This is a genomic window from Halorubrum sp. Atlit-26R, from assembly GCF_003666015.1.
GTDB lineage: Archaea > Halobacteriota > Halobacteria > Halobacteriales > Haloferacaceae > Halorubrum.
Genome location: NZ_QPLT01000011.1, coordinates 1 through 16,006, shown reverse-complemented (window position 1 = coordinate 16,006; position 16,006 = coordinate 1). Strand labels below are relative to the sequence as shown.

Here is a 16,006-nt window from a genome sequence, read left to right as displayed (position 1 = left end):
GTTTCAGTTCCACCCCGGAAGCGAGGCGCCGCTTTATTACCCCACTCTACGTCAGCAGTCTCCAGTATGATACGTCGTCCAGAGGTCTTCGACGACGAGACCCCGCCACCCGACCTCCGCCACCGTGAAGCGCACGTCCAAGAACTCATCCGACTCCTCCACCGGGCCCGCTCCGACCACGACCAGGGCGCGTTGCTGGCAGGGCCGAGTGGCGTCGGGAAGACAGCGCTCGGGCGAACCGTCCTCGAGGAGTTCGCACGCGAATTCGGGGCGCGCTGGACGTGGATCCAGTCGCTCGGCACGACCACAGGTGAGCTCTTCCGCAGGGCCATCCGGGGCGCCGGCGGGACTGTCGCCGACAACGCGCCGAACGACGAACTCCCGGACCGACTCCGGGAGACGCTCGCTGGCGATGAGTTCTTCCTCCTGCTCGACGAGGCCGACGACGTCGCCGGCACCGGCGCCGTGGGACAGCTCCAGAGCGTCCCCGGCGTCGAGGTCGTCGTGATCTGCCACGAGCCAGACGACTGGCTTGCCCGTTCTGAATCAGGTGTCCGGCAGTACCTCCACGGCGGGCGGATCGAACTCGACCGATTCGGCGTCGACCAGCTCGCGGATATCCTTCGCGACCGGGCGCGGGTCGGGCTCGTCGACAACGTGGTCACGCGCGACCAGTTGGAGACGATCGCCGACGACGTCGCCGGTGTTGCTCGCGAGGGCATCCAGACGCTCCGCGCAGCTGCCGAGATCGCCGTCGAGCGCGAACACGGGCGTATCCACGACGCCGACGTCGACGACGCCTACGAGCGCGCTCGGTCGAGCATCCGGGAGGCGAACCTCCAGTCGCTCCCGTTCCACCATCGCGTCCTCTACGAGTTGATCCGGGACGCTGGCGAGATTACGGGGCGAGAGTTGAACCAGCGATACGAATCGGTTGAAGAGCGGGTGTACGCGAACCGGGAGCGAACACCGATCAGCCGTCGCGACCGGCGAAACAAGCTCGACAAGCTCCGCGCGTATGACCTCGTCGAGCGAGAGCGACTCGACCATCGGTGGTTGTACACCCCAAAGGAAGCGACACTGTCCACATCGATTAACGTCACAGAGAACGACAATAATATCGGTATACTACAAGGATAACGCTCACTCGGAACCGTATCTCGCTCGAATTATTCTCGGAAGACGTGTATCAACGATTTCCCATACGAGCCCGACAGGATGGTCGTCGTTGAATTCGACGGCTTGGTATTGGTACTCGTTCTGTGGATCAGCCCGCTGCTGGAAGTGATCGAATGGGATCTCGTCGCGTTCCGGGTGGGGCTGGCGGTGCCAGCCACAATCGTACCCCGCAGACTCAATGTAGTGGAATTTAAACTGGTCTTTTGTACCGATTGGGTGTGTCCACCACGTCACCTCAAGATGCGCGGTTTCGGCCTCGATGAGCCCATCAACGTAGATGTCTGTGTCAAAGTCAACGACAATCTTGCTGTCGAGGCCATCACGCGTCGGTTCATACGCGACGTAGTCGGTCGCGGGGTGATTCCGGAGATTCACCCGGAGCTGATCCATAATCCGGCTACGTCGCCCGGATAGATTGATTGGCTGTGAGCCGCCATCGGCCATCAGAGCACCTTGGTTCATCCAGTATTATACGGTCGCGTGGCTTGGCTCTGGACCTTGTTTAGAGATATCCGAATATCGGTCAAGAGCCTCGTTCGCAATTGAGAGCATTCTGAGATGTTGGTCCCACTCAGCGGCCTTCTTGAAGTATTCACGCGCCTCTGCTGACGATGTTTCCTCTTCGGTTGCTGCCGATCTCAGGTCTGCCGGTGAGTCCACATCATACGTCTCTTTGAGGTGTTCTATTTCCTCTTTAGCGCTAACCGTTATTTGCTCGATTTCACTCTGGTCATGCTCTTCGACCATTTGCGACACCTCCCGGAAATGCTGGTACGCTTGGTCTGGGAAATATGTCTTCGCACCACGCTGCTCAACAGCAGCAAGGATCCGGAACTCAACAAGCCGTTCGAGGTGTTTGCGCGCAGTGGTCTCCGAGACTTGTGCTTTCGTCCCGATGTAGCTCGCGGTACGGGGCTGTTCGAGCGACATCGCCACGGAAGCCACTCGATCGATCCCATCCACACTGTCTTCCCACGCCTCCTCATGCTCGTCTCCATCGCTGTCGACGGTGATCGCGTCTGGAGGCGCTAGTCTGTCGTCTCCCATGTCCAGATGAATAGTTTGGGCGGTGAGTCAATAATCTTGTGTATGACTAATTTATTCAGATTGGGCTACAGATAACGCTGTACAAATACTGTTTCGAACCCCGGAAGTACGGCCCCCTTTTACTGTGTATCCACCCGTCGGTCGAGGTATGCCCTCACAGGCTACCCGCACACGGGAGACGATCGACTTGAGCGAACTCGGCTTCGACGCGGACGCCGACGTCGAGATCTCCGTCGACGAGCGCGACGACGAGACGGTCGTCGAAGTTGATCACGACACCGGCGAGTGGACGCTCACGTTCGACGAGTTCGGCGAGTTGAAACGGACGCCCGGGCGGTCGGCGCCGCGGTGGCTCGGCCCGGCGATCAAGAAGGCGGCGCCCGGCCTGCGGGTGCTGTGATGGCTGTCGAGATCGATCGGTCGGTGGCAGGCGAGAAGTGGCGCTACGCCTGCCCGCGCGGGCACACCGACTGGCGGCTTCGCGACGGCGTAATCGCGTGTTCGAGCTGTCCGCACTGGCGACTCCCTGGTGAGGTCGAGTACGACGTGCTGATCGACCAGCGGACTGGTGAGGAGATCGACGTCGAAGAGGTGCGTGTCGCGTGAGGCTACTCGACCGGGTCGAGCTCGGCGGCGTCAAGTTCCTCGTCGAGGTAGGCACGGCCGTCGTCGGTGAGACGGTAGAGGCCTTGAGTGTCAGCTACTCTCTCAACGAATCCAACACGAGAGAGGGCGGAAAGGCGCATACTCGCGTGGCTCCGCGTACAGACGCCGAGGTTAGAGATCGCCTGCGGCGTCAGGTTTCCCTCATCCCGCATGTGTTCAAGGATCGGATCGTCGACAGGACGCATCCAATCCCCGCGTTTCCGGGCCACGTTCGATGTCTGTTCCGTTGCGCTCATAGGACTACCGGTGTATCTACATACAACAGTAGTGTGTATAATTCTGATGGTAAGTCGTTGATACCGTTAGTAAACCGTTAACAAGTTATTTGTAGGAGGGGCATTAACTACCAGTTGACCTGGCCTCCGCGGGAGTAGAAAACCCCGCCGGTGTTCCAGCACCGACGGGCCGGGTCCCCTGAAGCCACCCTCATGACGAGGGCTTTCGAGAGACCCATGACCAGATCAGACGACAGGCGGTTTAGTAATACCGCCAATACGGCAGTTAGCAACGACGCACAGATACTCGATAGCGACCAGTCCGGGTTCGAGACCGACCACGTCCCGGCGCCGGCGCCACACGTCGGGGGCGACCCGCCACGGGCGTACCGGCTGTTCGGGCGCTTCCAGCTCGACGCCGGCGGCGACGCGTGGGTGTCGGCGAAGTACCCCGTCGACGTCGCGGAGGTGGCGTAGATGTCCGTCGACGACGCGCACGCGATCGTCCGGAACGCCCTCAAAGGCGCCGACGAGGGCACCCCCGGCCTCCACGACCTGCGGCTGGCGGACCTGAACGGGACCGAGCGTGAACACGCAATCCGGGCGCTCGGTGCGCTCCACCGTCTCGACGGCGCGCTCGCAGAGCGGTCGGGATTCGAGGTACTCGACCGGCCGTCACAAGAGGGAGTCGGGGGTGACGCCTGATGCGCGCGACCATCCTCGGACTCGCCCGTGACGAGGTCGCCGACCCGACGATCGAGGGACACCTCGATCAGAGTACGTATCCTGCGATCGACGCAACCGCGTACGAGCGTCTCGACGGCACGACCATCTACGCTGGGCAGGCCGCCGGCACGATCGACACCGAGCGCGAGACGATTTACGTCACCGAAGACGGGATCATCACCGAGACCGAGCAGGCCAGCGAGGATGTCTACTGCGAGTGGATCGCCGACCTTCGCGAGGGCTGGGTCGGCGTTAACCGCTCGGACGGTGACTGGCTGTTCAACACCGTTGGGGCGACGAAGGGCACGCTCATCGAGCGCGCCGAGATCGACGTCGACGGCTTCGCCGAGTACCTGAGCGACTACCCGAATGCGAACGCGTGGAACGTCACGCAGACGCGGAGTCTCGACCCTGACGACGACGCCGAGGAGGCGACGATCGAGTACCACGACGCCGCCCACCTCGCGGACACAGGCGGGAGCCGGGCGACGACGATGCTCGGCTTCGAGTACACCTGGAAGGATGGGTACACCCGCGGTGTCGTTTCCGAAAGTGGATACGTTGCCCTCTACGACGGCGGAGACCGGGCCGGGACGTACGCGGCGTTCATCAACTCGGAGATCCTGCCGTTTGCGAGCCTGCCCGAGGAGTTCCAGGGCACGCTCGGTGACGCCCAAGAAGGTGACGAGCAGGAGGTGATGGCAGATGGCGAGTAAGCACCCGCGGAAGGAGACGCCGCTCGATAGGCAGGTGCGCTGTCCGGCGGGCCATCTCTGCTCGGCCGCGGACAACTACTGTCGTGAGTGCGGGGAGCCGCTCCCCGAGGAGGGTGACGATGTCGGAACTTAACGCGACGACCGACGTCGTCACCCTCGCCGGGCACGTCGACGGCCTCGGCGAGTCGGTCGCCGAGCGCCTCGACGACAACGGGATCGAGACGGTCGCGGACATCCTCATCGCCGACGAGGGCGCGCTCACGGATGTGCCGTATGTCTCCGAGACGCGGGCCGCCCTCCTCCGGGAGACGGCCGACGCGATCGTCGACGTCGAACCGCGCGAGGTCGACTTCGACGCGACCGAGAGCGTGGTGAGCGAGGCCGCGATCCCGCTGTCGGTGCGGCGGGGCGAGGCCGTGCTGGCGCCGAGCGGGTCGACCGGCACGAACGGTGTCTACCACACGACCGACTGCTCGGTCGTCCAAGGCAAGGGCGAGAAGCTTCGCGAGCGCGACCGGTCCTGGGCAGAGAACCGCGACCTTGAGGAGTGCGGCGCGTGTTCCGATCCTGGCGTTCATGGGGATGGCGCCGAACGGAACGAGTCCGATCTCGAACCGCTCGTCGACCCGGTCGAGGTCGTCCTTGAGGCGACGCTCGGCGAGAAGCTCCAGATCACGCTCGCCGATCGCAACGGGTGGGTGAACCCGCGGACCGTCATCGAGGCGCCCGAGCCAACTGAGTGGGAGTCGGCCACCGGTGGAACGTGGCACACGCGCCGGCTGCGGCTCTCCGAGTCAGCGAGCGGTCGCGATGGCGCTCGCGAGTTCGACCTCGTCCTCGTCGACGACGAGATTTGCGTCGAGGATCCGCCAGTCAAGCATGTGAGTCACCAGCCGGACGCGCCGGGCTGGGGCGTGGAGTCGGTCGGCGCCGTCGGTCGGGTGTCGACGGCGTCGCTCATCCAGCTCCAGACCGATGACGAGGAGACCGACGCGAAGCCCGAAGGTGACGACACGTGGCGGCGCTACCAGAACCGAGGTGAGACCGCGTGACAGCGACTCAGTATCGCGTCGTCGACCACGTCGAGCGCGAGACCGCCGAGCTCCTGGAGCGCAACGGGGATGCGATCCTCGCGCATGACGACGGGACGACGTACGTCCTCGAGGAGGTGGACGATGAAAACTGATCCCAGAGGCCGGGACCAGACGGGAGGCGCGCCTCTGACAACCGGGGATAGCTCCCCTGATGTCCAAAATGATAGGAATGAAAAAATAAACACCCCAACCAGAAATGGTTGCCTGATAACCGACGGCGGCACCACCGCCGAGCAGGTCCTCGACGACAACGGCGCCGGACAGGACAACGATTACGAGAGCAAGGCCTACGGCGGCAGTGAGGCCGCCATCGAGGCCATCGAGCGGTACGTCGCCGAGCACGTGACCGACGAGCGCATCGCCTCGTCGCGTTCCATCGCGAACAGCGCGACCGACGTCCGCATCCAAGAGATCGGGAAGACGCTCGGCGCACACCTGCGCGGGGACACCCCCAACGGGTTCCTCGCCGACGTCGAGGTCTCGAAGTGGCGCGACACCTCGCCCGTGAAGTGGGTGTTCACGCGGGTCGCCGGCGAGGCCGACACGCGTCGGTCGCGACAGCTCCAGAAGCCCAACCTCGTCCGCGAGATCACGCGGGCGACCGGCGCCGACGGCGCCCGCTACAGGATGGTCGAGCGTGACGGCGTCCGGTGGGAGCGGGCAAACACGACGATCGGCTGGATGCGTGACGTCCTCGCCGCGGTCTGTGAGGCTGTCGACTACCAGCCGACGGCCGTCGACGAGTGCGAGGGCCTCGACCGGCGCGAGTGGATCGACCAGCTCACGCGGGGTGGGACAACGGATGTCCTCGAACGCGCGCTCGAAATCGACGCGCCGGGAGTCCGTCGGGACTGGAACAAGGAGACGCTCCAGACGATCCACGACGTGGTCGTCGCCGGGCGCGATCCGAGCGAGGTGGGTCGATGAGCTGGTCGATTCGGTTTACGGCCCACTGGCTGACGGTCGGGCTGGCCGTCACGCTCGGCGCGCTCATCCTCGTCGAGGTGATGGGATGAGCACCGAGGCCAGCCTCGGAGACGGGCTGTCCGCGAGCGTCCACGCCCGTCACCGGTTCCACGAGCGCTCGACGGAGCCGACGGACTCGGTGCTGGCCGCGTGGCGCGACGGCGAGCCCGTCGAGGTGCCCGCGGCGGCGCCGGTTCCACGTCACGATGAGATGCGATACGACCCGGTCGGCGACGTCGTCGTCTGCCGGCGCGAGGACGACCTCACGACGGTGTACGGACTCGCCGCAGCCCATCTTACCAATATCCACGGCGTGGCCGTCGCAGCCGCTGTCGACGCACAGTACGGGACCAGCTACCGGTCCGGAATCGACCCCGCGAATCTGGAGGAAGTAAACCGATGAGTGCTACATCAAACGACGAGACGCCGGCGAGAGACGCGACGAGCGCGGAAGAGGCAGTCGACCGGCACGGAGAGGTCTACCGGAAGTGGGCCGACGAAGACAGTCGACGCGGACGCGTCGCACGGTCGATCCTTCGGGCTGGCAGTGACGACTGGGAGGGTGATGACGATGCCGAGTGAGTCACTCGTCGAGGTGCCCGTCCTCGATCGCGAACTCCTCAGCGACCCGCTCGTCGTTCTCGATCACGGTCGCCGCGTCGGCGGCGGCCTCCCGCTCGGCGCGCTCGTCGGCTTCGACGGTCGTCTCGCGCATCTCCGCGCGGGCGTCATCGATCGCGTTCTGGATCTCCTCGCGCAGCGGGAACCCACACCGCGGGCAGTGATAGGCGGTGGACTTCACCTCGGCGCGGCAGTTCGAGCAGGCGACAATCTCGGGCGCGTCCCCGGACTCGTCGTCCTCGGTCGGGTCGACGAACCCGTGACTCTGGAAGATGGAGTCGTTCCGCTCGGCGTCGCCGGTGTGGTCGTAGCGGTCGCGCATCCGCATCCGGTCGTCGACGAGCATCGACATGTGTTCGATGTCTCGGTCGTTCAGCTCGGAGTCGCTGATCCGCGTCATGAAGACGTGCCGGAAGTGGTGAGGATGGACGCGTTCGACGTCGAGGCCGGCGCGGTCGGCCGCGCGCTTCATCGACTTCCGAACGGTCGAGGTGTGGGCCGCCATCATCTCTCGGTCGTCGGGATCGTAGTGCTCGATGACGGGGAACAGGGGTGCCTCGTCGTGCGCCCGGCCGTTGGGCCCGGTGTGGTCGGGATGGTTGCGGTTGACCCACTCCCGGAGCTCCGCCCGCGAGTAGAGGATCGGGTAGGAGACGTCGCGGACACCCTTCAGGCTCAGCGCGTCGGTGTTCGGCGAAAAGGTGGGTCGCGGCGTGTCCAGGCCGTCGATGTCGCCGACGCGGAGCGAGGTCGCCAGCGAGATGCGCGCCCCGACGTCGGCCAGGAAGTCGATGAGGACGGGGTCGCGGTTGTTCATACAGGCGCGCTTCAGCTGCTCGATCTCGTCTTCGCTGAGGAGGTCGTCCTTCGAGATGGTTTCCTCCTTGGTGTTGCGGTCGGGCAGGCTGATTCGCTCGCCGAACCCGTACTCGCCGTAGTGGGGCTCCTCGTCGAGCCACTGGAAGAAGACGCGGAGGACGCGCTTGTAGCCGAACATCCCGGAGCCGTCGGGGTCGAGGCCGTAGCCGCCAGTCTTCTTCGGCGCCGCCAGCAGCCCGACGAAGGCGCGAGCGTCGCCGATGTCCATCTCCAAGAGCGGGGTCTCGGCGCGTTCGGCGGCGCGACGGAGATTTCCTATATCGCTTATCAGTGTATTGAGCGACTTGTCCTCCATCTGCCGGCGGTGGGTGACGAACTCGCGGATCGCCCGGCGGTCGTCCTCGTCGATGTCGGCGTCCTCGAGGAGCTCCTGCTCGCGCTCGAACTTCGCGCGGGTGGAGTTCGTGTCGTTGACGTCGGCCATACACAGTCGATCGACGCCCACATATTTGGAACCCCCAGCAAGAAATGCGCCAGATGTTCGACAACGAGTGAGAACGGCCTCGAACGTCAGCGGGCGTTCTCGGCGTTCTTACGCTGTTTTATTGAAACGGATTAGCTGACCCCGAAGCTAGTTTCATTTCGAGCACCGGCTATCGACCCACTCTGGCCGTTGACTGCTCTCTACGCGTGTTTCGCGACGTCTTCGAGGTCGAACAGTCGTACGTCATCGCGCTCGGACACGGCTTCTTGAACGGACCGTGTCGCACCATTCCGGGTGAATAAGGCGTACTCAGTGTCCCTCTCATCGCCGTCCGGCGTCCAGCGTATCTCGGCGGCGTGGTCTTCGAGCGAGGAGAGCGCTCCGTAATCGAGCGGTGCGTTCGTGAACTTGCACTCCCCGGCGACCATCGTTCCGTCCGTGGTGAATCCGACGACGTCGACCTCGTGCTCGTTGTACCACCAGCGGCCGATGTCGAGGAACGTCTCGCCCGGGTAGAGTCCCGGGAGTGCGTCGCGGCAGAGTCGCTCGAACTCGTGGCTCACGAAATCCGGGAGTTCGGGTTCGATGACCGCGTCGTAGGCGTCCGCCCCGAGGCGTTCGTATCGATCTTCCCTGCCGTAAACGAAGCGGAACCAGAACCGAAACAGCGGATCGAGGATTCGATAGCGTCCCCGGCGTGACTTCGCCTTCTCTTCGGTGATCGGAACCTCCCGCTCGATGAGCCGCAACCGTTCTAACTTCTGTGTGTACGTCGATATCTGCTTCCCGTCGATTCCTATCGCTTGTGCGATCTCGTTCGACGTCGTCTTTCCCGCGGCGATGGCGGTGAGGATCGCGAAGTATCGGTTCGGGTCCGTGAGTTCGGTGCGGAGCACGTACTCCGGTTCGTTATGTAGGTATCCCTTCTGGGAGAGGAGCTCCTCGGTGAGAACCGTTCCGAGGTCCCGTCCGAGATCGACGCCGTCGAGATAGTACGGAACGCCGCCGAAGATTCCCCACGTGAAAATCCGGTCTTCGGGCGAACACGCGTCCGGAACGAACGCCTGTGCGGCAGCGAAATCGAGGGGCCGGAGATCGAGCCGTTCCGTGAATCGGCCGTACAGGGGACTGCTCCCGAGAAGCGTCGCTTCTTCCATCATACTGATCGACGACCCGACCAGCACGAGCGTCCCCGAGGTGTCCCGGAGCCGTTGGTCCCAGAGTCGCTGAATTACTGAGGGGAGGCTCTCGTCGGCGTCGATGAGGTAGGGGAATTCGTCGAGGACGACGATGCCGTCCTGATCGCCCAGATACCCGAGCAGCGCTTCCCAGTTCTGTTTGATCCGCGTGACGCCGGGGAAGGTCTCGGCGGCGACGTCGACGAACTCGTCGAGCTGTACCTGAGCGGTGGTCTCCGTGGCCTGATAGACCACCGCGTCGTCACGGTCGGACAGCGAGTGCTGGACGAGCTGCGTCTTCCCGAGGCGTCGCCGGCCGAACACCACGACCATCTCCGCGTCGTCGGACTCGTAGCAGTCGCGGAGCCGAGCGAGTTCGTCGTCCCGATTCACGAAGCGGTCCATACCCCTCCTCCACCGGGGCGAAAAATAATACTTCCGAATAGCCTATTTTGAAATAGGCTAATTTGAAATTGTCTACGGGGCTTAATCGGACCGCTCGGTTTGAGCAGGTCAGGCGACAAAACATATCCGAATTAATTCACCTTTATAGTCAGTAAATGAATATGTTTTTCCTGTAAAATAGCATGACGGAAGCTATGTTGACACTAACGTAACGCGACCCCGCATCGCGGCCGAGAGCGAAAGCACCCAGTCGTCACCTTGCCTGGCGTCGGTCGCTGGCCCGAGGGCGATCGTCCCCGCGAGGTCGCCGTCGACGTAGTACCACTCTGCGTTGCGGTCGACGTGGTAGTGAGCAGTAGGACGCGGATCCTCGGGGTCGACGTCGTCGCCCATCCGTGTCTCCTCGCCGGGTCAGGCGTTCGCCTTGCGCCCCTGTCCCGACCCAGTCGTGAGCGGGATGTCGGCGTCGATCTCGTCGTACCACACGACCGGCCGCTTCGCCCGGCCGTCCTCTTCGAGTTCGAGGAGTCCGTAGTCGGCCAGCTCGTTCACGTTTTCGAGGACTTCCGGCGGGTTCCGGTCAACCAAGCGCGCGAGCTCGCGGATGCTCCCTGGCTCGTGTTCGACGATCGCTTCTAAGAGCTTGAGATTGGTCGAGCGGAAGACGCGGCCGAACGTTTCGAGGTTCTCAATCGAGAGCGTCGGCTCGCTGGGTTCGACGTCCTCGCCGGCGTCGATCGCTTCGAGGCGCTCTTCGAGGTCGCTACGGTCGGCGGACTCGATCCGAACGTGGAGTGTCTGAGTCATGGGTGGTGTGGGTCGTGGAGTCGGTCGCGGCCAGTACGTCGGTCACCGTGTTCGAACGCGCTACCAGTCGTCGCGTTTCTCCTCTGGGAGCGCCGCCCGCCACGCGCGGAAGATCTCCGCGAGGCCGGGGTAGTCGATCTCGAAGGCCTCTCCCCCGAGGTGGAGCTCGTGGACGCCGTGGTGGTTGTCGAACCGGATGATCGGCTCGTCCGCGCCGGCTTCGCCGTAATGGTAGGCGTACTTGATCCCGTCCTCGAACCGGTCGGGACCGAGAGCACGCGAACCCGCGCAACAGTACCGTCGGCGTAGGCCTCGATCTCGTCTTCGAGTACGGTGACGTCATCGCTCATCCACACGCGTGTCGACGCACCCTGCTCCGATAAGTGTTAGGGGAAATCCTAACAAAGAACAGGTGGCACCCGTCCGAACTCCTGACGAAAAGGCACGACCTCGCGATCGGGATCTTGTACGTGTCTCTCTTACTCCCGTATTCACATGCTCTGATATTTCGTTACCACAACTACCGTAGCTTGAACTACGATAGTCTGAGCTACGCTATATGTGCGTTTTATATGCTGGTGGTTCAAAGGCGGAGACATGCCTGCGTTCGTGAACCGAGAACGAGAACTCGACAGGCTCCACGAATTATACGACAGTGACTCTGCGGAGTTGGGCGTCGTCTACGGACGTCGGCGGATGGGAAAGACGGCGCTCGTCGTCAAATCCATCGAAGACCGCGACGACGCGGTGTAATCTCTCTCCGCGTGCCCAGCTCCCCCGCGACGGCCTCACTCCGATCGTTTTCCGAGTCGGGTCGCTCGCTGCGCCCGCGACCGCTCACGGAAAAAGCTCGATCAAAAAGCGCGACCTCGCTTCGCTCGGTCGCGTTCGACCGATCCCATCGCTCAGTACGGACGAATCAATAAGCGCCAGCTATCACGGTGGCGCGTGCCTGCGAGCGGCCGCCCTCGGCGGCCGCGAGACAGCACCACGCGAGGGAGTCGGCCGACCGGAGGGAGGCCGACGAGGCTGGGGAGGCGTGAGGTGCGGGGCTGTGCGTGGGGGTGGGATTCAAAGGGGCAGTCGCGAGGACGAAGCACGGCGCAGTAAGCACCGCAGCGAACGGAGTGAGCGAGGAGCGCAGCAAGCCGCGCGAGTCCTCGCGGCTGGGGCTTTGGCGGTGTTCGTCGTCGCTCCGCGATCCGCCATTTATAAGCGAGCGGCTGGGGCTTTGAAGGAGTTCACTGCGGCAACGACGGTCACTTATAAAAGCGCGACCTCGCTCCGCTCGGTCGCGTCGACGACTACTCCGCCACCGCTTCTTCGACGATCTCGATCTCCTCCTCGGTCAGGTCGTAGAGGTCGTAGACGATCTCGTCGATGAGCCGGTCGGTCTCCGCGATCTTCGCGTCGAGCTCGTCGGCGCGTTTCTTTGTCTCGACGTAGCGGCCGAGGTCGTCGGCGGCGTCGTCGGGGTCGGGCAGCGTGATCGCCTTCAGGCGGTCGACGAGCGAGTTCGTCTTGGTGGCGTTCTCGCGGAAGCCCGCGATCTCGTCGTCGACGGCGGATCTGCTTGGCACCATCGGGCATGTCTCTGAGACGGCTGCTGCTGGCGGCTCGATCACATACAAACTGTACGAGAGGATTGCCGACGAACAGGTGTGAGATGTATCCGTTCTGGTGCTGGATGTTCGACAAAAGCGAGGATGGCCCTGGACGCTAACGCTGTTCTACGGCGGCCCCTGTGTACTACCCCTCCGCTTGCTGACTCTCTTGATACACTTGCTGACGTAGGTGTTCAGTGATCACTTCCTGAACTTCGTCGTTATCCATGAATTCGGCGAACAGCTCCTCGTTCTGGTCCATCCGATCGATGAACATCTCGGTGAGCGCGTCGTCGAACTCCAGAGCGAAGTTCTCGCGACTGTTCACCCGCGCGGATCGACGGAGGTGATCGTCTTCGAGTGCGTCCTCTTTCAGCTGTTCGAGGAACAGTTGATCGGCCTCGGTGAAGTCGGTGCCGAGCTTATCGTTGATCTTCTCGACGATGGTAGAAAGCTCGACTTCGTCGTCGTCACTTCCGCCGCCGGTTCCCGTCTCGGTCGGGCCCTGAACCTCTCCGTCGGTCGTGTCGACCTCGATATCGCCTTCCTCAGACTTTTCGAGCCGGTAGTACTGGAGCGCGAGTTCGTCGTCGAACTCGACGTCCGGCTGGCCCGACCCCTTCGGAAGCTCCTTGTAGAGAAACCGTCCGAAGGTGTACAGCTTTTCGAGGTGCGTATCCGCGTAGCTGACGATCTGCGACTGGAACTTGTAGAGGCGGAGGAACGACCGAAGCGTCGATCGGAACTCCTCTTGGGTCTCTTCGTCGGACGTGACGAACTTGTCACGCGCCGGCTGGACGAGGCTGCTCAGCTTCGCGTGTGCCCCCTCAGTCCCGGTGTTCTCCGGGTCGAAGAACACTTCCGCGAACCGGTCGACGTCGCTCTGGTCGTAGATGCGGAACGCCTTCAGGTCGCTGGCGAGCTGCTGGAGGTGCTGTGGGTCCGTCTCCTCGGTGACCGTGGTCTTCCCGTAGAACGGTTCGAACGCCTCCTTGATCTCCGACTGCTCGTTCTCGAAATCGAGGACGAACGTGTCCTCTTTCCCGGGGTGTGTGCGATTCAGACGGGAAAGCGTCTGGACCGCCTGAATCCCGGAGAGCTTCTTGTCCACGTACATCGTGTGGAGCAGCGGCTGATCGAAGCCGGTCTGGTACTTGTCGGCCACGACGAGGATCTGGTGCGCTTGGCTGTCGAAGGCGTTCGGCAGTTCGGACTCCTTGATCCCGTCGTTCATCCCCTCCTCGGTGTAGCTCCCGCCGTCGTCCTCGACGGTGCCCGAGAACGCCACGAGCGCGCTCAGGTCGTACCCGTTTTCCTCGATGTACTCGTCGATGGCCTTCTTGTACCGGACGGCGTGAGAACGCGAGGAGGTGACGATCATCGCCTTCGCCTTCCCGCCGATCTTGTGCCGCGTGTTGTTCCGGAAGTGCTCGACGATGATCTCGACCTTCTGTGAGACGTTGTGCGGGTGGAGCTTCAGGAACCGCGAGATGGCTTTGACCGCCTTCTTCTCGGGCACCTGCGGGTCCTCTTCGACGACCTTCGCGACGTTGTAGAACGTCTCGTAGGTCGTGTAGTTCCGCAGCACGTCGAGGATGAACCCCTCGTCGATGGCCTGTTGCATCGAGTAGAGGTGGAAGGGCTCGTAACCGCCCTCGCCGTCGGGCTCGCCGAACATCTGGAGCGTCTTCGCCTTCGGCGTCGCGGTAAAGGCGAAGAAGCTGAGATTCGGCTGTTTGCTCCGGGCTTCGGCGCTGGCGACGATGGCGTCTTCGGCGTCGTCGATCTCCTCCGCGTCCACGCCGGAGAGGATCCCCTTCATCTCGGCGGACATCTCGCCGGTCTGGCTGCTGTGCGCCTCGTCGACGACGACCGCGTAGTCGCGCTCGGGGAGCGACTGGGTGTGCTCGATGACGTACGGGAACGTCTGGAGCGTCGTGATGATGACCGGTTTGCCGGCTTCGAGCGCCGCCGCGAGTTCCTCCGACTTCGGTCCCTTCTCGCCCGTGATCCCGTGGACGACGCCCGTCTTGTGGTCGAGTTCGTAGATCGTGTTCCGGAGCTGTTCGTCGAGGATCGTCCGGTCGGTGACGACGACGACGCCGTCGAAGACGGCCTCGTCGTCGGCGTCGTGAAGCGAGACGAGGCGGTGGACGAGCCACGCGATGGACTTGCTCTTCCCGCTGCCGGTGGAGTGTTGGACGAGGTAGTCCTCGCCCGAGCCCTCGCGTTTCGCGCTGTCCACCAGTTGGCGGACGCACTCAAGCTGGTGGTATCGCGGGAAGATCAGCGTCTCGTCCTCCTCGACGGTGACGCCGTCCTTTTTGATCTCCTCGGTGTCGATGTGGATGAAGCGCTGGATGATGTCCATCCAGCTGTCCTGCGCCCAGACCTCCTTCCAGAGGTAGGCGGTCCGGTGGTCGTCCTCGCGCGGCGGGTTGCCGCCGCCCTTCTCGTGGCCCTTGTTGAACGGGAGGAAGTTGGTGTCGTCGCCGTCGAGTTCGGTCGTGTAGTACACCTCGTTCTGGTCGATCGCGAAGTGGACGAGCGCGCCGCGTTTAAACCGGAGGACCGGCTCGCTCGAATCCCGCTTTTTGTACTGTTCGCGGGCGTCCTGCGACGTCTGGTCGGTGAAGGTGTTCTTGAGTTCGGCGGTCGCGACCGGGATCCCGTTGAGGCTCAAGGCGAGGTCGACGCTCCGATCCGGGTTCGTCGCGGAGTGGTGGAGCTGTTGGGTGACGCCGAGGACGTTGGCGTCGTACTTCCGCTGGAGTTCGGGGTTGATCCCGGTGTTGGGCTGGAACGTCGCGAGGTCGATCTTCGTCCCTGTGGTGCGGAGCCCGTGTCGCAGCAGTTCGAGCGTCCCCTGTCGTTCGAGCGCGCTGGTGAGCTCCTGGAGGAAGCGCTGCCGGGCGTTTCCTTTATAAGCGGTTTCCAGTTTCGACCACGCTTCGGGCTGCGTCTCCTTCACGAACGAGACGACCTGTTGGGGAAAGATGCCGCGCTCGGCGTCGAAGCGATCGCTCGGGACCGCGACGTAGCCGCGATCGAGGAGGGCGGACGCGATCTCGTTTTCGAAGGCCTTCTCGTCGTAGGGTTTGCTCATTAATCGTCGCCTTGAATGACACCTTTCTCCTCAGATATATCAATCTGACCCGTAACTGCGGCGGTGATGAGGGCTTGGCGTTTCTCTTCGAGGAGGTCAAGATATTGCTTGATAGCATCTATTGACTCCGAAATGTCTGAGTCAATATCGTTCAGTTGTTGTCCAATCTGCTGTGTTGAATAGCGATCTAATCAGCTGTTATCACGGAGTAGAAGGACGAAGCCGAGGAAATCGATTCTGTCCATGGAAGTCGATCTCCTCGACTTCGTTGAGCAGTGTCGTCGCCTAGTCAAACAAGCGTTGGGAAAGCACGCGGGCGAGCCCGCCAGCGGCGGGTTCGCCCGCTGGAAACACGTTGTGCTACACTGTCTTC

21 protein-coding genes and 3 pseudogenes are annotated in these 16,006 nt (G+C 63.0%); 14 read left to right on the top strand and 10 right to left on the bottom strand.

The features are described from left to right. Positions 1 to 66 precede the first annotated feature (66 nt). Positions 67 to 1,140 carry a Cdc6/Cdc18 family protein gene (locus DVK07_RS12655; protein ID WP_121597405.1) on the top strand — a complete coding sequence of 358 codons (1,074 nt, stop codon included), beginning with the start codon at positions 67 to 69 and terminating at the stop codon, positions 1,138 to 1,140. A 3-nt stretch (positions 1,141 to 1,143) separates the two neighbouring features. Here the strand turns inward: DVK07_RS12655 and DVK07_RS12650 are convergent, their stop codons facing one another. Next, positions 1,144 to 1,623, bottom strand: a complete 480-nt coding sequence (locus tag DVK07_RS12650; RefSeq protein WP_233565419.1) for a hypothetical protein — start codon at positions 1,621 to 1,623, stop codon at positions 1,144 to 1,146. A gap of 24 nt (positions 1,624 to 1,647) precedes the next feature. After that, entirely contained in the window at positions 1,648 to 2,226 is a 579-nt protein-coding gene (locus DVK07_RS12645) for an ArsR family transcriptional regulator (protein ID WP_121597403.1), read from the bottom strand. A gap of 148 nt (positions 2,227 to 2,374) precedes the next feature. On the opposite strand from DVK07_RS12645, the gene DVK07_RS12640 reads away from it, so the two are divergent. Together DVK07_RS12640 and DVK07_RS12635 are read left to right on the top strand one after the other, a co-directional pair. Then, positions 2,375 to 2,626 carry a hypothetical protein gene (locus DVK07_RS12640; RefSeq protein WP_121597402.1) on the top strand — a complete coding sequence of 84 codons (252 nt, stop codon included), beginning with the start codon at positions 2,375 to 2,377 and terminating at the stop codon, positions 2,624 to 2,626. Next, positions 2,626 to 2,832: a PepSY domain-containing protein gene (locus DVK07_RS12635; RefSeq protein ID WP_121597401.1), complete on the top strand. Its 207-nt coding sequence runs from the start codon at positions 2,626 to 2,628 to the stop codon at positions 2,830 to 2,832. The genes DVK07_RS12640 and DVK07_RS12635 overlap by 1 nt, the downstream gene beginning before the upstream one ends. 2 nt (positions 2,833 to 2,834) lie before the next feature. Here the strand turns inward: DVK07_RS12635 and DVK07_RS12630 are convergent, their stop codons facing one another. Beyond that, on the bottom strand, positions 2,835 to 3,128 hold the full coding sequence (locus DVK07_RS12630) for a MarR family winged helix-turn-helix transcriptional regulator (RefSeq protein ID WP_233565418.1): 294 nt from the start codon (positions 3,126 to 3,128) through the stop codon (positions 2,835 to 2,837). A 216-nt stretch (positions 3,129 to 3,344) separates the two neighbouring features. Here DVK07_RS12630 and DVK07_RS12625 point away from each other — a divergent pair, with 216 nt between their 5' ends. From DVK07_RS12625 to DVK07_RS22220, 9 genes are all read left to right on the top strand, one after another. Further along, the gene (locus DVK07_RS12625; protein ID WP_147441156.1) at positions 3,345 to 3,584 is read left to right on the top strand and encodes a hypothetical protein; all 240 of its coding nucleotides are present in this window, start codon (positions 3,345 to 3,347) and stop codon (positions 3,582 to 3,584) included. Beyond that, entirely contained in the window at positions 3,585 to 3,812 is a 228-nt protein-coding gene (locus DVK07_RS12620) for a hypothetical protein (protein ID WP_121597399.1), read from the top strand. It abuts the gene before it with no gap. Beyond that, on the top strand, positions 3,812 to 4,549 hold the full coding sequence (locus DVK07_RS12615; protein WP_121597398.1) for a hypothetical protein: 738 nt from the start codon (positions 3,812 to 3,814) through the stop codon (positions 4,547 to 4,549). The genes DVK07_RS12620 and DVK07_RS12615 overlap by 1 nt, the downstream gene beginning before the upstream one ends. Beyond that, positions 4,539 to 4,682 carry a hypothetical protein gene (locus tag DVK07_RS22680; RefSeq protein ID WP_158603153.1) on the top strand — a complete coding sequence of 48 codons (144 nt, stop codon included), beginning with the start codon at positions 4,539 to 4,541 and terminating at the stop codon, positions 4,680 to 4,682. The genes DVK07_RS12615 and DVK07_RS22680 overlap by 11 nt, the downstream gene beginning before the upstream one ends. Further along, entirely contained in the window at positions 4,669 to 5,601 is a 933-nt protein-coding gene (locus DVK07_RS12610) for a helix-hairpin-helix domain-containing protein (protein ID WP_199719497.1), read from the top strand. Before DVK07_RS22680 ends, DVK07_RS12610 begins: the two co-directional genes overlap by 14 nt. Beyond that, entirely contained in the window at positions 5,598 to 5,735 is a 138-nt protein-coding gene (locus DVK07_RS22675; RefSeq protein ID WP_158603152.1) for a hypothetical protein, read from the top strand. The genes DVK07_RS12610 and DVK07_RS22675 overlap by 4 nt, the downstream gene beginning before the upstream one ends. Next, a complete protein-coding gene (locus DVK07_RS12605) occupies positions 5,725 to 6,570 on the top strand; it encodes a hypothetical protein (RefSeq protein WP_233565417.1) in 846 nt (281 codons plus the stop codon). Before DVK07_RS22675 ends, DVK07_RS12605 begins: the two co-directional genes overlap by 11 nt. Before the next feature lie 85 nt (positions 6,571 to 6,655). After that, positions 6,656 to 7,012, top strand: coding sequence for a hypothetical protein (locus DVK07_RS12600; RefSeq protein WP_121597396.1), 357 nt, complete (start codon positions 6,656 to 6,658; stop codon positions 7,010 to 7,012). Beyond that, positions 7,009 to 7,191 (top strand): hypothetical protein, encoded by a 183-nt coding sequence (locus tag DVK07_RS22220; protein ID WP_094521088.1) that lies wholly within the window; start codon positions 7,009 to 7,011, stop codon positions 7,189 to 7,191. Before DVK07_RS12600 ends, DVK07_RS22220 begins: the two co-directional genes overlap by 4 nt. A gap of 1 nt (position 7,192) precedes the next feature. Here the strand turns inward: DVK07_RS22220 and DVK07_RS12595 are convergent, their stop codons facing one another. From DVK07_RS12595 to DVK07_RS24335, 5 genes and pseudogenes are all read right to left on the bottom strand, one after another. Further along, positions 7,193 to 8,533 carry a site-specific integrase gene (locus DVK07_RS12595; RefSeq protein ID WP_121597395.1) on the bottom strand — a complete coding sequence of 447 codons (1,341 nt, stop codon included), beginning with the start codon at positions 8,531 to 8,533 and terminating at the stop codon, positions 7,193 to 7,195. Between the two features lie 200 nt (positions 8,534 to 8,733). Continuing rightward, positions 8,734 to 10,116, bottom strand: coding sequence for an ATP-binding protein (locus DVK07_RS12590; RefSeq protein ID WP_121597394.1), 1,383 nt, complete (start codon positions 10,114 to 10,116; stop codon positions 8,734 to 8,736). Between the two features lie 192 nt (positions 10,117 to 10,308). Further along, positions 10,309 to 10,509 carry a hypothetical protein gene (locus DVK07_RS12585; RefSeq protein WP_121597393.1) on the bottom strand — a complete coding sequence of 67 codons (201 nt, stop codon included), beginning with the start codon at positions 10,507 to 10,509 and terminating at the stop codon, positions 10,309 to 10,311. Positions 10,510 to 10,527: 18 nt separating this feature from the next. Continuing rightward, on the bottom strand, positions 10,528 to 10,923 hold the full coding sequence (locus DVK07_RS12580; protein WP_017343823.1) for a transcriptional regulator: 396 nt from the start codon (positions 10,921 to 10,923) through the stop codon (positions 10,528 to 10,530). Positions 10,924 to 10,983: 60 nt separating this feature from the next. Continuing rightward, positions 10,984 to 11,273, bottom strand: a pseudogene (locus DVK07_RS24335) (DUF6516 family protein). 247 nt (positions 11,274 to 11,520) lie between these two features. Between DVK07_RS24335 and DVK07_RS12570 the strand changes: the two are divergent. Continuing rightward, a pseudogene (locus DVK07_RS12570) lies at positions 11,521 to 11,673 on the top strand (ATP-binding protein); the annotation flags it as partial. A gap of 554 nt (positions 11,674 to 12,227) precedes the next feature. Here DVK07_RS12570 and DVK07_RS12560 read toward each other — a convergent pair. Together DVK07_RS12560 and DVK07_RS12555 are read right to left on the bottom strand one after the other, a co-directional pair. Next, positions 12,228 to 12,506, bottom strand: coding sequence for a restriction endonuclease (locus DVK07_RS12560; RefSeq protein ID WP_121597391.1), 279 nt, complete (start codon positions 12,504 to 12,506; stop codon positions 12,228 to 12,230). A 166-nt stretch (positions 12,507 to 12,672) separates the two neighbouring features. Continuing rightward, the gene (locus DVK07_RS12555; protein WP_121597390.1) at positions 12,673 to 15,633 is read right to left on the bottom strand and encodes a type I restriction endonuclease subunit R; all 2,961 of its coding nucleotides are present in this window, start codon (positions 15,631 to 15,633) and stop codon (positions 12,673 to 12,675) included. A gap of 243 nt (positions 15,634 to 15,876) precedes the next feature. Here DVK07_RS12555 and DVK07_RS12550 point away from each other — a divergent pair. Beyond that, a pseudogene (locus DVK07_RS12550) lies at positions 15,877 to 16,006 on the top strand (IS5/IS1182 family transposase); the annotation flags it as partial.

Bases quoted from the DNA above. Each gene is read 5' to 3' on its own strand.
- DVK07_RS12655 (WP_121597405.1), top strand. From the start codon at position 67: ATGATACGTCGTCCAGAGGTCTTCGACGACGAGACCCCGCCACCCGAC.
- DVK07_RS12650 (WP_233565419.1), bottom strand. From the start codon at position 1,623: ATGGCCGATGGCGGCTCACAGCCAATCAATCTATCCGGGCGACGTAGC.
- DVK07_RS12645 (WP_121597403.1), bottom strand. From the start codon at position 2,226: ATGGGAGACGACAGACTAGCGCCTCCAGACGCGATCACCGTCGACAGC.
- DVK07_RS12640 (WP_121597402.1), top strand. From the start codon at position 2,375: ATGCCCTCACAGGCTACCCGCACACGGGAGACGATCGACTTGAGCGAA.
- DVK07_RS12635 (WP_121597401.1), top strand. From the start codon at position 2,626: ATGGCTGTCGAGATCGATCGGTCGGTGGCAGGCGAGAAGTGGCGCTAC.
- DVK07_RS12630 (WP_233565418.1), bottom strand. From the start codon at position 3,128: ATGAGCGCAACGGAACAGACATCGAACGTGGCCCGGAAACGCGGGGAT.
- DVK07_RS12625 (WP_147441156.1), top strand. From the start codon at position 3,345: ATGACCAGATCAGACGACAGGCGGTTTAGTAATACCGCCAATACGGCA.
- DVK07_RS12620 (WP_121597399.1), top strand. From the start codon at position 3,585: ATGTCCGTCGACGACGCGCACGCGATCGTCCGGAACGCCCTCAAAGGC.
- DVK07_RS12615 (WP_121597398.1), top strand. From the start codon at position 3,812: ATGCGCGCGACCATCCTCGGACTCGCCCGTGACGAGGTCGCCGACCCG.
- DVK07_RS22680 (WP_158603153.1), top strand. From the start codon at position 4,539: ATGGCGAGTAAGCACCCGCGGAAGGAGACGCCGCTCGATAGGCAGGTG.
- DVK07_RS12610 (WP_199719497.1), top strand. From the start codon at position 4,669: ATGTCGGAACTTAACGCGACGACCGACGTCGTCACCCTCGCCGGGCAC.
- DVK07_RS12605 (WP_233565417.1), top strand. From the start codon at position 5,725: ATGAAAACTGATCCCAGAGGCCGGGACCAGACGGGAGGCGCGCCTCTG.
- DVK07_RS12600 (WP_121597396.1), top strand. From the start codon at position 6,656: ATGAGCACCGAGGCCAGCCTCGGAGACGGGCTGTCCGCGAGCGTCCAC.
- DVK07_RS22220 (WP_094521088.1), top strand. From the start codon at position 7,009: ATGAGTGCTACATCAAACGACGAGACGCCGGCGAGAGACGCGACGAGC.
- DVK07_RS12595 (WP_121597395.1), bottom strand. From the start codon at position 8,533: ATGGCCGACGTCAACGACACGAACTCCACCCGCGCGAAGTTCGAGCGC.
- DVK07_RS12590 (WP_121597394.1), bottom strand. From the start codon at position 10,116: ATGGACCGCTTCGTGAATCGGGACGACGAACTCGCTCGGCTCCGCGAC.
- DVK07_RS12585 (WP_121597393.1), bottom strand. From the start codon at position 10,509: ATGGGCGACGACGTCGACCCCGAGGATCCGCGTCCTACTGCTCACTAC.
- DVK07_RS12580 (WP_017343823.1), bottom strand. From the start codon at position 10,923: ATGACTCAGACACTCCACGTTCGGATCGAGTCCGCCGACCGTAGCGAC.
- DVK07_RS12560 (WP_121597391.1), bottom strand. From the start codon at position 12,506: ATGGTGCCAAGCAGATCCGCCGTCGACGACGAGATCGCGGGCTTCCGC.
- DVK07_RS12555 (WP_121597390.1), bottom strand. From the start codon at position 15,633: ATGAGCAAACCCTACGACGAGAAGGCCTTCGAAAACGAGATCGCGTCC.